Here is a 16,893-nt window from a genome sequence, read left to right on the forward strand (position 1 = left end):
GTCGTGTGCGATCGCGCCGCGGCGCGCCCGCGTGATCAGCGGCCGAACGCGTCGGTCTGTACGCGCCGGCCGAACAGGAACGCATCGGCGACGAGCCGCAGCGGCCGCACGTCGACGTCGCTTTCGCCACGCGCGATCAGCGCATGGAAGTGCGCATACAGCGCCGGATACTCGCGTTCGGGCCCGAGCTCGACCGGCTCACCCGCGATCGACAGCTGCGCGCCGCCGCGGCTGATCGCGAGCACGCCGTCGGCCGTGTCGACCGCGATCTCCCATTGCTCGACCGGGCCGTGCCGCCAGTCGAATTCCGCGCGCACCGGCACGCCGTCGGTATCCGCGCAATCGAGCTCGGCGGCGATCGGCGTCTGCACGTCGCTCGGCACGATGAGCGTCGCCTCGCGCAGCACGAGCTCGCGCGGCAGGATGCGCGTGACGATCGACAGCGCGTTGATGCCCGGGTCGAACACGCCGAGGCCGCCCGGCTCCCAGATCCATTGCTGCCCCGGATGCCAGCGCCGCACGTCTTCCTTCCAGCGCAACTGCACCGCACGGATCGCGCGCGTCGCGAGCCAGGCGCGGGCGGGCTCCACCGCACTCGCGCAGCGCGAATGCCAGGTCGCGAACAGCGTGAGGCTGCGCTCGCGCGCGAGCGCTTCCAGCACGGCCACTTCGCCGAGCGTCGCGCCCGGCGGCTTCTCGAGCATCACGTGCTTGCCGGCTTCGAGCGCGGCGCGCGCCTGCGCATAGCGCACCTGCGGCGGCGCGCACAGCGACACGGCGTCGAGCTCGCGCTCGGCGGCCAGCAGCGCGCGCAGGTCGCGATAGTTGCGCACGCCGGCGACTTCCGCGTGACGGCTCGCGCACGCGGTCAGCTTGAAACCCGGTTCGGCGTCGATCGCCGGAAGATGCTGGTCGCGCGCAATCTTGCCGATGCCGACGACCCCCAGCGAAACCTGATCACTCATCGTGCATGCCTCCTTCGCGAATCGTTCGGTGACCGTTCAGTGCGCCCAGCGCAGCACGAGCGGATCGAGCCGGCGCGCGATCGCGAGCAGTTCCGCGCGCGTGTCCGGATGCAGTTCCGGCATCGGGTGCCGCGGCCGCTCGCACGCGATCACGCCGCCTGCGCACATCAGCGCCTTCGCGGTGAGGATCCCGGACTGGCGGTTCTCGTGGTTGATCAGCGGCAACCAGGCCTGGTAGCGCGCGTAGGCGTCGTCATGGCGCCCTTCGCGCCACGCTTCGAGGATCGGCCGGATGCCGTCCGGAAACCCGCCGCCCGTCATCGCGCCGGTCGCGCCCGCGTGCAGGTCGGCGAGTAGCGTGATCGCCTCCTCGCCGTCCCACGGCCCCTCGATTGCATCGCCGCCGAGCCGGATCAGCTCGCGCAGCTTGTTCGCGGCGCCCGGCGTCTCGATCTTGAAGTACGCGACCTGCTCGATCTCGCGTGCCATCCGCGCGAGGAACGAGGCCGACAGCGCGGTGCCGCTCGCGGGCGCGTCCTGGACCATGATCGGAATCGCGATCGCGTCGGACACGCGCGCATAGAACTCGAAGATCTGCGCTTCCGGCACGCGGAACGTCGCGCCGTGGTACGGCGGCATCGCCATCACCATCGCCGCGCCGAGCTGCTGCGCGCGCAGGCTGCGCGCCGCGCACACCTGGGTGCTGTAATGCGACGTCGTGACGATCACCGGCACGCGGCCCGCGACGTGCTCGAGGATCGTGCGCGTGAGCACGTCGCGTTCGTCGTCGGTGATCGCGAACTGCTCGGAGAAGTTCGCGAGGATGCACAGCCCGTCCGAGCCCGCGTCGATCATGAAATCGACCGCGCGCTTCTGGCTCGCGAGGTCGAGTTCACCCGTATCGGTAAACGTCGTCGGAACGACGGGGAAGATGCCGCGATAGCGCGGCGTGCTGCTCGATGTCATGGTTCGCGTCCTGCTTCGGCCTCGGTGACGACCGGCCGTCATGCGTTTACGGTTTCACGTTGCGCGGGCCGGGAAAGACCGCAACCGGCTGCCGCGCAGCCGCTCAATGCGAATGGCTCGGCACTTCCGCGCCGCGCGTGCCGACCAGGAAGTCGAGGTCGCACCCCTCGTCGGCCTGCAGCACGTGATCGATGTACAGCCGCGCGTAGCCGCCCTTGCCGAGCTGGCCGGCCACGCCCGGCGCCGCGGTCGGATCGACGTCCGACAGGCGGCGCTGCAGTTCGTCATCCGTAATATCGAGATGCAGCGTGCCGGCCTCGCAGTCGAGCTCGATCCAGTCGCCGTTGCGCACGGCCGCGAGCGGGCCGCCGGCGGCGGCTTCCGGCGCGACGTGCAGCACGACCGTGCCGTACGCGGTGCCGCTCATCCGTGCGTCGGAAATCCGCACCATGTCCTTCACGCCCTGACGCAGCAGCTTCGGCGGCAACCCCATGTTGCCGACCTCGGCCATCCCCGGATACCCGCGCGGCCCGCAGTTCTTCAGCACCATCACCGAGCTTGCGTCGATGTCGAGCGCCTCGTCGTTGATCGTCGCCTTGTAGTGGTCGAGGTTCTCGAACACGACCGCGCGGCCGCGATGCTTGAGCAGCTCGGGGCTCGCCGCCGACGGCTTCAGCACCGCGCCGCGCGGCGCGAGATTGCCGCGCAGGATGCGGATGCCGCCGTCCGCGATCAGCGGCCGGTCGAGCGGGCGGATCACTTCGTCGTCGTAGTTCGGCGCTTCGCGCACGTTGTCCCACAGCGACTTGCCGTTCACCGTCAGCGCATCCGGGTTCGGCAGCAGCCCGCCTTCGCCGAGCCGGCGCAGCACCGCCGGCAGCCCGCCCGCGTAATAGAACTCTTCCATCAGGAAGCGTCCCGACGGCATCAGGTCGACGATCGTCGGCGTGTCGCGGCCGATACGCATCCAGTCTTCCAGTTCGAGCGGCACGCCGATGCGGCCCGCGATCGCCTTCAGGTGAATCACCGCGTTGGTCGAGCCGCCGATCGCCGCGTTCGCGCGGATCGCGTTCTCGAACGCCGCGCGCGTGAGGATCTTCGACAGCACGAGCCCTTCGAGCGCCATCTCGACGATGCGGATGCCGGACATGTGCGCGAGCACGTAGCGGCGCGAATCGACGGCCGGAATCGCCGCGTTGTGCGGCAGCGCGACGCCGAGCGCCTCGGCCATGCACGCCATCGTCGACGCGGTGCCCATCGTGTTGCAGGTGCCGGCCGAACGCGACATCCCGGCTTCGGCCGACAGGAAGTGATGGACATCGATCTCGCCGGCCTTCAGCGCTTCGTGCAGTTGCCACACGGCGGTGCCGGAGCCGATGTTCTTGCCTTCGAGCTTGCCGTTCAGCATCGGCCCGCCCGACACGACGATCGCCGGCACGTCGCAGCTCGCCGCGCCCATCAGCAGCGCGGGCGTCGTCTTGTCACAGCCGGCGAGCAGCACGACCGCGTCGATCGGGTTGCCGCGGATCGCCTCCTCGACGTCCATCGACGCGAGGTTGCGCGTGAGCATCGCCGACGGGCGCAGGTTCGATTCGCCGTTCGAGAACACCGGGAACTCGACCGGGAAGCCGCCGGCCTCGGAGATCCCGCGCTTCACGTGCTCGGCGAGCTTGCGGAAGTGCGCATTGCATGGCGTCAGTTCGGACCACGTATTGCAGATGCCGATGATCGGCCGGCCGTCGAACTCGTGATCGGGGATGCCCTGGTTCTTCATCCAGCTCCGGTACATGAAGCCGTTCTTGTCGTTCGTGCCGAACCATTGGGTGGAGCGCAGCCTGGGTTTCGTTGCCGACATCGTCAGTCCTGTGGTGACGGGATACCGGCGCAGTCTAGGCAGAATTTTGATAACTGGCTAATGACGTTTTTGGCGATTACGATATCGATTCCGATATCGATATAAACCCGTACGATGCCCGAAGCCAGCCCGTGGGGAAACCGTGGCCGCCTGAAGACGCGCCAGCTTCTGCTGGTCGTCGCGCTCGCCGACGAAGGCAGCATTCACCGCGCGGCGGCCGCGCTGAACATGACGCAGCCGGCCGCGTCGAAGCTGCTGCGCGAACTCGAGGAATCGATCGGCGCGGTGCTGTTCGAGCGCCTGCCGCGCGGGATGCGGCCGACGCTGTACGGCGACGCGCTGATCCGCCATGCGCGCGCGGCGCTCGGCAGCCTCGACCAGGCGCACGAGGAACTGGCCGCGCTGAAGGCCGGCCATCTCGGGCACGTGGCGGTGGGGGCGATCACGTCGCCGGGCCTGCGGCTCGTGCCGCCGGCCGTCGCTGCGGTGAAGGGCACGCATGCCGGCTTGCACGTGTCGGTCGAGATCGACACCAGCAACGTGCTGCTCGAACATCTCGCACAGGAAAAAATCGACATCGTGATCGGCCGGCTCTCCGCCGAACACGACAAGCTGCGGCTGCGCTACGAGCCGCTGACCGGCGAGTCGGTCGCCGCGGTCGTGCGGCCCGGCCATCCGCTGCTCGCGCAAGCGCCGCTGTCCCTCGCGGACGTGCAGCGCGCCGCGTGGGTCGTGCCGCCGGCCGGCAGCGTGCTGCGCCACCGCTTCGATCTCGTGTTCCAGCGCGCGAGCCTCGCGCCGCCGGCGAATCTCGTCGAGACGTCCGCGCTGCTGTTCATCACGCAGCTGCTCGAACAGAGCGACATGATCGCGGTGCTGGCCGAGGACGTCGCGCGTTACTACGCGCGGCACGGGATCGTCACGGTGCTGCCGCTGGAGATGGATTGCCGGATGGACGATTTCGGGATCATCACGCGCACCGACCGGCTGCATTCGCCGGCCGTCGCGATGATGGCCGATGCGATTCGCGCGGCGGCGGGGGAGGTGTATGGCGTCGGGTTGTGAGGCCGCGGCCGGATTACAGAGCGCCCAGGTATAGCCTCGCCCGTGCGTCGATGGCAACACTGACGTCGCGGCGGGAACGTGGCTCGTGGCTCCCGGACAATAGACCGGCGATCCGGGTGCCCGGCAAGGCCGTCAGGTCCCGGCCGTCGTCGACGTCGTTTCCGACCACAGCGTGCCGAATACCGGCGCGCTCCCCTTTCATCAGAACTGTGCAGTGACCTGGAAACCGACGGTTACCCGTGCCGTCGGGAATCCGGATGGCTTGTAGATCGGTGTACCGGCAAACAGGTCGTAACCGTAGGCGCCCAATCGAGTCGCGACGCTGCCCTTCACGCCGATCACGGCGCCGGCCAGTTGCGTGCCGACGAGTGTGACCGGCTGCGGGCCCCACACGCGGCCGTAGTCGATGCCCGCATATACCGCCTGCCCGGTTTGGCCGATCGGCGCCTGCAGCTCGTTACGCCAATAGAAGCCACGCGACGCGGCCAGCATGGTTTCCCCGTCGAAGCCGCGCACCGTGTACCGGCTGCCGATCGTCAGGTCGTCGATGTAGTACAGCGTATTGCCCGTGTACTGACCGTGGAACGTCGTCACGTAGCGGAACGGCTGCTGCGCGATGGCGAACGGCACCGACAGGTTCGCGTCGAGCACGGCCATCTTGTAGCGGTAGGTCGGGCCACCGTCGCTTGCCAGGATGTCGTCCTGTGCGCCGAATGCGCCGATGCCCTGCCGGTACGCAAGCGTCCCGTCGAACTGCGCGTTGCCGAAATAGTGGCGATCAGTCAGGCCAAATTCGACGAACGTGTTGTTGCGGCGCTGCTGCGGAATCTCCGTGTCTTCGATAAAGCTCTGGCCGAAGCGGCGCGAGAGCCGGAACTGTGCGCCAAAGACGTCGTTCTGGCTGCGCGACAACACGCGGTTCAGCTTGAAATCGACCGTCTTTGAATTACCGCTCGCGATGAACGTCTGGTTCACGCCGGCGATCTGTTGGTAATACGTATTGGTGTATGCCGAGAGCGTCGCGGTCCAGTATCCCCACGGGATCGAGTAAAAGCCGTTCCAGCCGTGCGAGCCGAGACGCTTGTCGCCGAATTCCAGATCCTGGCTCACGCCGATGTTGAAGATGTCGTTCAGGCCCAGCGGATTGTCGATGCCGAGCGACAGGTTGCCCTGTAGCCGGCCGGTCGCGCGCGTGCCCGAGTTGTCGATCGACGCGACCACGGTCCACGGCTTGCCGCGCTTTACGTCGAGCACGACGTCGCTCTCGCCCGGTGCATCGGCAGGAACGATCTGCATCGACACGTCCTGGCTCGATACGCGCTTCATTTGTTCGAGGCCCTGTTCGAGGTCGCGCAGGTTCAGCAGTTCGCCATCGCGCGTCGGGAAGGCGGTTTTCCAGGTGCCGCGCAGCTTCTCGTCAGCGAAGCGCACGTGGCGGATCACGCCGGGGATCAGCGAAAATTTCAGGGTGCCGGTCGACAGATCCTGTTCGGGCAACAGCACGCGTGTCGTGACATACCCGCGTGCCAGGATCGCTTGCGACAGGCCCTTGACGAGCACGTCGATGCCTTGCTTGCCGACGCACTGGCCGGCGTAGTGATCGAGCCATTCGCGCGCGAAGGCGAAGCGGTCCATCGGCAAGGCGGATGCGCCTTGCGATTTCAGGGAAGCGGGCAGCGCGTCGGGCACGTCGAGTGCGAAGCGATCGATCCGAAAGCAGGGTGACTCGGACGGTAGTGCCGGATACTCTGCGCTCGCCGTCACGCTCGAACGCACCCCGGGCGCGGTGACGGTCCGTTCGCGCTCGCGCGCTTCCTCCTGCTGTCGGATTTGCTGGTCGTTTCCCTGAACAGCCAGGCGCGGCGCTTCCTGCGCCGACACACTTGCCGCTATCAGCAGCAGTGCTGCTGCGGAGTTCCCCCGGCGAATAGTTCTCATGTATTTTTTGACGTGTGATTGTGAATATTGACTACGTCGTGTGCTTATCGGAAATTCAGGCTGCACTGCCAGCCAAGTTGCATTGACTTTTCAACTCCGGAAACGGAAAAGCAAAAATGACAGTATGGCGATAGCAACGACTGCGCCCCAGAAAATTAGCGAGCGGCTTCGAGATAACGTGGGACCAGTTGATCCACCCGCGCTCTCGACGAGAAGGTAGAACGCCACGGTAGCCAAAACAAAAAGCCCCTTTACCGCCTTCGCGACGACACCGGATAGAGTCACCAGAAGATGATATGTTCGTGTCTGACGATATGGACCTACCCGTGGGCGCCGAAATTCTGGACCGCGATCAAATTTCATTTCCACATATCCAGTTAGAAATATACTCGCCAATACTACATCACCGAACTCTCAGAATTGCCGTTGCCGATGCGAGGCGTGGTAACGCCGAACATACCTACAGCTTCGCCAGCGCAACTCCACGCCCCCCAAAAAATATTCCAGGCACGATTTTTAGAATTTTCGTTTCGAAGATTCTTATGCGCGATTGTTCTTTGTCAGAATTCCAGGCAGCACCTTGCAGCACCAAACAAAGTAAATTATAAAAAATGGCCCACCGAGAAAAATTAGCGTTTTATTTTCATCAAATCCAAATGCATGTCGAACCAACTCTGACACGAGAAACGCCCAGAACATCCCCGTCCCAAATGATATTGAGGAAACGGCCACAAAAAGACGGGCTTTCCCATAAAAATTTCCAGTCATTGATGACCTGCCTTGGTTTCCTTTGATACGTCATTATAAACAGCAACCCCTCTCGATCCGACACCAAACAACATCAAGGGCTGATTTACTCCCGGCAACGGCATTTTTGTTAGTGGGAGCAACTTGACATTGTTGTACGCAGGAACTGACACGCCAAACATAGACTGCGGCCGACCAAGGCCATCGGCAAGTCCGACATTAAGCGCGCGAGGCGCAAAAAGACCCCCAACACTTACGCCAAAATTTACAACGTCATATATGGTTCCGCCCCATTGGGGAGAAACTGAAGAGAACGTCTCCCTCAATGGATTGAATCCTGCAGCGCCCCTTCCCATATAAAAGTTATACAACCCAGAAGCGCCCTCGGTGAAATCACTGGCCCCCATTGCGGTCATTGGGCCGCCAATAATACATGCAGCACCACCAAAGCCACATACGCCAAGGCCGGTTGTTGCAGCAAGACCACCGGTCACGAGTTTAATGGCATCCTTGCCGGGGGCAATAAGATTTGCCTTAACGTTATCCACGTACCGTTGACCGTCGGTGTAAGCGAAGAGACCTTGACCTTGCTGCGACTTCACCCACCCGATTTCGGATTTCAAATTTTCCGCCTCAACAAGTGAGACGAAGTTTGTGTTGAAGGCCGCACTGTTGGGCGGGAATTCGGCCCAACATTGGTCAATAAAACATGCCGCACGGGTCAACCGGTCTTCGAGTGCCTTATCGCCGTTCGCCTTGTCGTGGATAGCCTTCTTTTCGTCCGGATGCAACTGCCGATTGAAGCGATCCACGTTGTAGCCCGAGAAGGCTCCCGATTCCCCGCCCACGGCCGCACCGGCACCCGTCGCAAGCGCGTTCGCCACGATGTTGCCCAGCGCCTGATTCATATTGGCGTTGCCTGTCGGATCGCTGCCAGCGATCGCGCTGCTCAAATCGTTCAGCTTGCCGGACGCGATCGACGCAATCGCCGCGCCGGCTGCGCCGCCGACCGCGTTGCCGCCGGCGAGCCCGGTCACGAGTGCCGCGCCGGCACCTTGCATCAGCGCGCGGTTCGCTCCACCTTCCTTCCACGCATCGACTCCTGCCTGGTCGCCATTGGCCGCTGCGTCCTTCATCATCTTGTCCGCGTAGTCTCCAATCCTGCGCGATACGGCTTCACCTGCCGCGCTGGCCGCAGCCATCATGTCCGACTGGTTGGCTAGCAGGTTCTGCATGTCGGGGAGCTTCGCGACGGTACCGTTCGTGTTCGTCGTATCGCGGTTCAGGCTCGCCACATCCTGCTTCTGGTTCGCCGAATCCGTGATCGTGACTGTTCCGGCGCTGACGCCGCTCTTCGTCGTCGCGCTGTCGCTGCCGCTGTCGTTTTGGCCAAGCATGGGCGCGGCACCACCGGCATTCTTGCCCGACGTGCTGCCGTGCGTGCTGTAGTTCATCCCGCCGTCGCCGGTCGTCGCGCCCGCGCTGAAACCGCTCGAGCTCGCATCGTAGTGCGACTGGTTCTGGATGTCGGAGTAGGAGAGGGAACCCGTCGTCAGCGAATTCTTCGACGCATCCGCGCCGCTCGCGATCAGCCCGCCTTTCAGGTCGGTATTGCCAGTGACGTTGATATTGAAGCCGCCATCACCCGCTTGGATCCCGGCTTGCTCATTGACGCCCGCATAACTGCCCGACGCGTTGCCCTTGCTCTGGCTGAAACTCGCACTGGCGCCGCCCTGACTGATGCTGAAGCCGCCGCCGGAACTCGACTGATGCGCTGCGCTCGACATCGTATCTTGCACACTCACGATGTTCAGATTCCCGCCCACATCGGCGTTCACCTGATTGCCCTTCACGTTCGAGCCGATGATATTCGTATCGCCGCCCGAGATGATCGTGACCGTATTCGCCGCGTTCACGTGACTATTGTTCTGCGTCGCCAGATCGCTGTTGCCGTCGCCGTTGGCCTTCGACATCGCCGCCGACACGCCAAAGCCGCCCGTACCCACCGACACGCCCACACTTGCGCTCTTCGACTCGTTCGTGCTGCGCGTCGAATCCGTATCCGTCGTATTGACGATATTGACCTGATTTTTTGCCGCCAGAATCACGTCGTTTGCGTTCACGTTCGAGCCGGCGATCGTCACATTGCCGCTGCCTGGCTGCCCGTTACCCGTTGCCGCAAACGCCACCGTCCCGCCCGCATTCACGTTCGAGCCCCGATTCGTCACGCTGTCTTCGGAGAACGCGCTCTTGCTATGACTGCTGCCGACACTGAGTTCGACCTTGAATTCAGGCGTTTTTCCTGCGCCCAGCGCGTTGACCACGTCGCCCGCGGCTACGTTCGCATCCCACGCCGCACTCGCCGCGGCCATCCCGTGCAGCGCCGCCGCACGGCCGTCCTGGCTATTACTGGACGCACGCGATTGACCCACCGCATTCGACACCGCGTCGATCACCGGCGCCTTCAGCGCGAGCGTCAGGCCGCTCTTCGACACTTCCTGCGTCTCGCCGCGGTGGTTCGTGTCCTGCGCGGCATCGATAGTCACGTTCGCGCCAGTCCCGCTGAGATTCTTCGCTGCGATCAGGTCGCTTCCCGTCACGTGCAGGTCGTTTCCAGCGGTGATGCTGACGTTGCCCTTCAGCGAACCGATCGTGCTGCTGTTGTTCGACACCTCGCTCGTCTGGCTGGTCGTCTTCAACGAACTGCTGCCGATCGACACGGACAGGCCACCGCCCGACATCAGCCCCGACTCCTTCTTGTCGTAGTAGCTCGACGACTGCAAGGTATCCTGCGACGTCGTCACCGTCACATTACGCGCAGCCGTGAGTGCAACGTCGTTCGTTCCGACGATGGTACTGCCCTGAACATTGACGTCCTTCCCACTGACGATGTTCACACCGTCCGCCGATACCAGGCTGCCGCGATTGAGCGTCATCGTCTGGTCGATCCCGCTCGCAACCTTCACGCCGCTTACGACATTGCTGTGGCTGTGCGTTTCGTGCGAGTTCAGCTCGTGTGTCTCGGTTGCCGCGCCGATATTCACGTCGCCGGCCGCCAGCAGGTTCGCGTTGCCCTTGTCTAGGCTAATCGCACTGCCGCTTACGGTAATGTCCTTGCCCGACACGATATTCACCGTGTCGCCGCCCTTAAGCGTCGTCCCGGTCAGTGCTTGATCCAACGTATGCAGCGTCTCCGCATAGCTGCCGTGACTGTCGCTGCCCGAACTGTTGCTGTTCACAGTCGAGGTCGCGGTTGCGGCGCCGAGCGTCACGTTGCCCTGCGCCGCGATCGTGCCGCCCTGGCCAAGGTCGATCTGCGCGCCCTTGGCGGTAAGATCACCGCCAACGCCGATCAGTGAAGCGCCGCCAACCTGCACCGAGCTGCCGGTGACCTTGTTGATGTCGGTATTCGACACGCCGTTCGCCCGCTGCACGATCTTGTGCTCGCCGGTCTGCACCGCGCCGAGATCCCAGTTACCGCCGACATTCATGCCGAGATTGCCACCGACCGACAGGTTGCCCGCGTTCTGCTGGAAGTTGCCGCCCGTCGTGATCGACGCATCGCCCGCCACGTCGAGTTTCGCGGTCGGCCCAAGCGTGGTCACCACGCTCGTCGCACCGTCGCGGCTCACCCGCGTATTCGTCTTCGTCGCCGTATCGAGAATCAGGTCTTTCCCGGCGTCGAGCTGCAGGCTGCCGGCCTTCACGTTCGCCGACGTCAGGTCGATGTTGTTCTCGGTCTTCAGCGACATCAGTCCGCCGCTTTGCAGCGCGCCGAATGCGTTGTCGATCTGCTTGCCCTGGATTGCCAGCGTGTTGTCCGCCTTGATCGTTCCGCTGTTCGTGAACGACTGTGCATTCTGGAAATCGATGTTCGTCGCGCTGATCAACGGGCCGTCGATATTCTGCTGGCTGGCCTTCGCGAGATAGACGACCGGCACGAGCACCGACTGACCGTCGACCACTCGCGTTTCCATCATGACCACGTTGCTGGTCAGCTTCGACACCTGATCGGCCGACAGGCTCGCGCCGATTGGCAAATCGAGCGACTTCGACAGATCCGCGCCGGCCGCCATCAGCGATTGATACATGGTCTGCAGGTCTGCGTACGGGCCGAGCACGGCCTTGCCGGTCAGCGCCGTGACTTCGTTGCGCACGAGCTGCTGCTCGTAGAAACCATCGCCGAGCCGCTTCGGGATATGCGTGAGGTCGACGCCGAGCTGACCGAAGAAGTAGTCGCTCGACATGAAATTCTTCTGGTTCGTGAACGCCGGATTCGTTTCGATCACGTAGCTCGCATTCGGCGCGGTCGTCGGCTTGAACAGGCCGCCTTGCGGAATGGTGAGGTTGTTCAGGACGTTCAGCGCCGTCGCGCTGGCGATGATCGGATCGACCGGCGCCGACGGACCGCCGTGCACGGCCGACGCACCCGATTTCGCACCGCTCGCGTTGCCGCTCAGGTTGGTGGGGGTGAGACCCGGCACCGACTGCCCCGGCAGCAAGCCGAGCGACGGAATCGATGCGTTGCCCGCCGTATTGTTGACGCTGACGCCCGTGCCCGAAATCGTGCCGTTCGAACTCAACGTCGAGTCGTATTTCGGTAGCTTGTAATCCTTGATCGATGCCGGCGCCGCCTGCGTGTAACCACCCGGGCGACCGGTCACGAAAGGTGCGTTGCCGAACGGCAACTGCCAGTCGTGTTCCGAGTTGTCGTAGTTGTTGTAGTGATACTGGCCCGAGTAGGAAACCGACACGCCCGGCAGCTTCTGGCCGGACGCCGCCCAGCCGTCGGCGTCGTAGTAGGCCGGCATCTTGATGTCGCCGACCGCCGCGAGGTTGCTCCAGTAGTTTTGCAGCGTGCCGACCGACGACGCATCGATCTTGCCGCCCGACACGATCTGCGCGGCCGGGCTGATGTCCGTCACGGTCGTCGCCGTCGCGCTGTCCGCGTAGTAGGTCGTGAACTGATACGTGCTGTTCCACTGACCGCCATGAGGCGGCTCGGTGTAGACGCCGCCGATGCTGTCCGGATCCTTCACGCCGATCTGGCCCGTGCGACCGCTGATCGGAATGCCGAACTGCGCGAGCGATGCCGGATCGATCTGGCTGGTGGACGTCTTCATCGCGCGACGCGTGCTCGTCACCTTGTCCGCGTGCAGTTCCATGTCACCGCCCGACTGGATCAGGGCCGAGACGTTGTTGACGAGCGCGGCGTTCGTGTAGTTGCCGCTTGCGTCCTTGCCGCCAGCCAGCACGACCTTGCCCATGCCGAAGATGGCCGTCGTCGCCATCGAATCAGTCGCGGTCGTGTCGTCGCGGTTTTCGATGTCGTGCGCGAGGATTTCGAGCGTGCCGTTGCTGTCTGAACCGCCAATCAGCGCGGTCGGGCCGAGGTTCGAGATCGTATTCGTCGCGTTGAGCGACACGCTCGTGCCCACGAGCGCGCCGGTATTGGTCAGGTTGGTCGACTGCGTGCGCAGCAGGCCGCCGGCAGTCAGGGCACCCACGTTGACGATGTTGCCCGCGTTGACGCTCATGTTGTTGACCGACTGCAGGTTCGCGTTGTTCGTGAAGGTGCCGGGCAACGTGAAGGCAAGATCGTGACCGACGTTGAACTGCGTATCGGACGCCACCGAATAGTCGCCCTGAAGGTTCACGTTCGCGTCGTGGGTTGCGTTGTATGTACCGCCGCCCTGCAGCGTGGCCGCCGCGACCGACAGGTCATGCGTCGAGCTGATCTGGCCGCTCGTGTTCGTGATCGCGCCGGTCGTCGTGACGTTCACGTCGCCGGTCGAATTCGTAACGTTGCCAATGGTGCCGCCGCTGTTGTCCAAGGTGTTGCCCTGGACGTGAAGCGAGCCGCCGCTGAACTGGCCGCCTTGCGTGTTGCTGATCGATGCTGCGCCGATCGTCACGTCGCCGTTGCCGGTAATCGCCCCCATGCCGGATACGCCACCAGCGTGGCTGTTCGCAATCTGGCTGCCGCCTTGGACCGTCATCTTGCCCGCGCCGAGGTCGACGATGGCGCCGTCCGCGTTGTCGATCGAGGCCGATTGAATATCCAGCGTACTGGTGTCGCCGGCCGTCGACTGCCCGGCCTGGATGTGGCCGCCCCGGTTCGACAGGGCACCACCGTTCTTCAATGACAGCGACGCGTCTGATCGCAGCAAGCCCTGCGCATTGTTCAGGTCGCCCGCAATCGTGGCGTTGATGCCACGCTGCGCGGCGAGGATACCGCTCGAGTTGTTCCAACTGCCCGCATCGACAATCGCTTGCCCCTTCGTCACGATGGTGCCCGACGCATTGTTCAACGCGCTGGCGCCATTGCCCGGTGCGACCGTCAGCGTGCCCGTGCCGGCGTGCGTAATGGTGCCGCCCGCGTTGTTCAGCTCAGTTGGCGTGAGCGCCAAATCCGTGCTGTTGGTCTGGATCACACCGGCGGCCGAGTTGTCGAGCGTGCCGCTGACGTTCATGCCCATCGCCGACGAACCGTACTGCGTGATGGTGCCGCCGTGGTTGACGAGATTTACGGCCGTCAACGCAAGCTGATTGGCTTCGAGCTTGCCGCCACTGTTGTCGAGCGTCGAATCAGCGGTGACCGACAGGTTCGGCGCGACGATTGAGCCGCCCTGGTTCGTCATCGAGCCGGTGTGGATCGTCGCGTTCGTGCCCGCACCAATCTGACCGCCATCGTTCGACAGCGTACCGCTGGTGACACTCACGTCGGTGTTCGACAACAGCTTGCCGCTCGCGTTGTTCAGCGTGCCGGCGACGGTCGCCGTCAATCCGGTCTGCGCGTTTATCGAGCCCGACGTGTTGTTCAGCGTGCCGGTTTGCGCGACGAAATGCCCGTTACTGGCGATTGCGCCGCCGACGTTCGACACCGAACCCGTACCACCGCCAAGCGTCAGCGTGCCGTTGCCGGCATGGGTGATCGTGCCGCCGTCGTTGACGAGTGCGGCAGGGGTGAGCGTCAGGTCGGTACTGTTGGTTTGCAGCGTGCCGCCATTCGAGTTGTCGAGCGTGTCCGACACGTTCACGCTCATCGCCCCGGCCCCGGTCTGCGTGATCGTGCCGCCGTGATTCACGAGATCCGTCGCATTCAACGAGACCTGACCGGCCTGCACGGTGCCGGCGCTGTTGTCGAGCGTCGTGGCGCTGACTGTGGCCGTCTGGCCGACGATTGAGCCGCCGTTGTTCATCAGATACGAGCCGGCGTCGACCGCAACGTTCTGCGCGGCTTGCAGCGTGCCACCACCGTTGTCGACCGACTGGCCTGCAACATGCAGATTTGTGTTGGAAGTGATCGCGCCGCGGTTGACAACGTTTGCGCCGCGGACCGAAACATCGCCGTTGCCGCCGATCACACCGCCTTGCGCACCATTAGCCGTCGTGCCTGTAGCGTTGGTCAATTGGCCGCTCGTCGTCACCGACAAGCCATCGCCATTGAGCGACGTGATTCGCCCGGCCGTGTTATCCAGTGACACGCCAGCCACCGTCATGCCGGCTGCGCTTTGGATGGTGCCTTGGTTGTTCGCGACGGCGCCACCCTGTATGTCCGCCGTGCTCTCCGAGACCAATTCGCCAGACTCGTTGGCGATCTGGCCGGCCACGTTGACCGACAGCGGCCCCTGCGATGAAACCTTGCCGCTCTGGTTCGAGAGGGCACCACCGGTCAGCGTCGTGCTGCCGGCGCTCGACAGGCTGCCGTGATCGTTGATCACCGTACCGGATGCATGTGCCTGAATGGCGCCTTGTGCGCTCGCGGTAGCATTCGACACGTTCACGTCGCCGGCCGTCGCGCTCAGCGACAGATTGCCGTTTGCCGCCGTCTGGCTGCCGGCAAGATTCACGTTGCCGCCCGCTAGCGATGCGTTACCGCCCGCCACATTCTGCCCGGTCGCGTTCAGTTGACCCGATGCTGTCAAGTTCAAGTCACCGCTGTGCGCAACCGAACCGTCGTTGTTCACGCCCGCGCCGAGCGTACCGGTCGAATTGACGCTGCCCGCGTCCACTGTCGTATTCTGTTGCGCGGCGAGTGTCCCGGTGTTCGTCAGATCGGCGGCAGTATACACCGACGCCGACTGCTGCGCGTACGCCGTGCCGCTGTTCTGGATGCCCCCGGCAGCCGACAGCGCGAGGTTGCCGCTAGCCGTGGTCTTGCCCGTCAACACGAGCCGGCCGTTCGACTGCAGCGTCAGGTCGCCCGCTTGCGCAGCGATCGTGCCGGCGTTGCCCACCCCGACGCCGTTCTCGTTCGATGCAAGGAAGATCCGGTTGCTATACATACCGCCCAACTGACTCACGTCGATCGCAACCGACGGAGCCGGGCCGTCGCCGGCAATCGGTGTCGCGGCGAGCGTGTCGTGATTGACCTGGCTCGCGCCGGCGATCACATTCAGATTCTTCGCGTAAACCGCCGCGTTCACCTGCACCGCGCGTGCGATGAGGTCCACCTGGTCGATATTGGCGGCATTCAGGCCTGCACCGGCAACCGTCACGAGCCCGCGATTGACGTTGTAGCCAGCGAGCGAGCCATCGGCACCGTAGTACGGCACGCCCGTTGTGAGGGTTGCGCGACTGGTGTTGATGAAGGACGCGCCATCAAGATAAATGCCCGACGGATTCGCGAGGACGAGCTCCGCCCGTGAGCCGGCGATCTCCAAAGCGCCCCGAATTTGGGAGGGGTTCGGGCTGTTGACCTGGTTGACAATGATCCGGGCGGCCTGGCCTGCACTGTAATTCGGGTTGCCGTTGATCCAGCCCGCCTGCTGGGTCTGGACCATCGTGGCCGAGTTGTTCAGGATCGCGCCGGCCTTTTGTACATCGAACTGATTGTAGGTGTTGACCGAGACGCCGGCGCCCGACGGCGCGGCCACGTTGACTTGAGGCAAGCCGTTCGGCGTCTGGATCACGTGCGTGCTGGTACCCGGCGTCGGGACGATCTGTGCACCGGAGAAGGCCGGCAACATCCCGAGCACGGCCACGCCCGCCGCGACGGCGCGCGTGCCGGACGCCGACGACCGCCGCCGCGCGCGCGCCTCGCCCGTTGCCGATTTCCCCTCAGCAGTCGCCGTCTCCGCGACGGCCACCACCATACCCCGAAGCCTGGAATACACCAGGCGGTGCGTATTCTTGTTCATTCTTATCGACGCGGCCTGCGCCCATTCGTTTGGTTATTGACAGCGAGCTTACTGAAACACCGAAAAATGACTGTCAACAATTGCCAAGCCGTTGATGGGAAACCACAAAAATCGAATTCCAGACGCGTCTGATTGACGTGCACTCGAACATCTCTGGTCGAGTTCCCAAAGCACATATACAGCAAATCAGATCGAATTCTCGTGCACCGGTCGT

General features: G+C 63.9%; 6 protein-coding genes. 1 reads left to right on the forward strand and 5 read right to left on the reverse strand.

Annotation, left to right across the window (positions count from 1 at the left end):
- Positions 1 to 35 precede the first annotated feature (35 nt).
- The 3 genes from CFB39_RS31795 to CFB39_RS31805 form a co-directional block, all read right to left on the reverse strand.
- The gene (locus tag CFB39_RS31795; protein ID WP_089475919.1) at positions 36 to 965 is read right to left on the reverse strand and encodes a Gfo/Idh/MocA family protein; all 930 of its coding nucleotides are present in this window, start codon (positions 963 to 965) and stop codon (positions 36 to 38) included.
- Between the two features lie 36 nt (positions 966 to 1,001).
- On the reverse strand, positions 1,002 to 1,931 hold the full coding sequence (locus CFB39_RS31800; protein ID WP_089475920.1) for a dihydrodipicolinate synthase family protein: 930 nt from the start codon (positions 1,929 to 1,931) through the stop codon (positions 1,002 to 1,004).
- Between the two features lie 103 nt (positions 1,932 to 2,034).
- Positions 2,035 to 3,786, reverse strand: a complete 1,752-nt coding sequence (locus tag CFB39_RS31805; RefSeq protein ID WP_069252773.1) for an IlvD/Edd family dehydratase — start codon at positions 3,784 to 3,786, stop codon at positions 2,035 to 2,037.
- Positions 3,787 to 3,900: 114 nt separating this feature from the next.
- On the opposite strand from CFB39_RS31805, the gene CFB39_RS31810 reads away from it, so the two are divergent.
- Complete coding sequence (locus tag CFB39_RS31810) at positions 3,901 to 4,851, forward strand: LysR substrate-binding domain-containing protein (RefSeq protein ID WP_089475921.1); 951 nt, start codon at positions 3,901 to 3,903, stop codon at positions 4,849 to 4,851.
- 201 nt (positions 4,852 to 5,052) lie between these two features.
- On the opposite strand, the gene CFB39_RS31820 is transcribed toward CFB39_RS31810, so the two are convergent.
- Together CFB39_RS31820 and CFB39_RS31825 are read right to left on the reverse strand one after the other, a co-directional pair.
- On the reverse strand, positions 5,053 to 6,789 hold the full coding sequence (locus CFB39_RS31820; protein WP_089475923.1) for a ShlB/FhaC/HecB family hemolysin secretion/activation protein: 1,737 nt from the start codon (positions 6,787 to 6,789) through the stop codon (positions 5,053 to 5,055).
- Positions 6,790 to 7,553: 764 nt separating this feature from the next.
- Positions 7,554 to 16,679 carry a hemagglutinin repeat-containing protein gene (locus CFB39_RS31825; protein ID WP_089475924.1) on the reverse strand — a complete coding sequence of 3,042 codons (9,126 nt, stop codon included), beginning with the start codon at positions 16,677 to 16,679 and terminating at the stop codon, positions 7,554 to 7,556.
- Between the last annotated feature and the right edge of the window lie 214 nt (positions 16,680 to 16,893).

This window comes from Burkholderia sp. AU6039 (assembly GCF_002223365.1).
Lineage (GTDB): Bacteria > Pseudomonadota > Gammaproteobacteria > Burkholderiales > Burkholderiaceae > Burkholderia.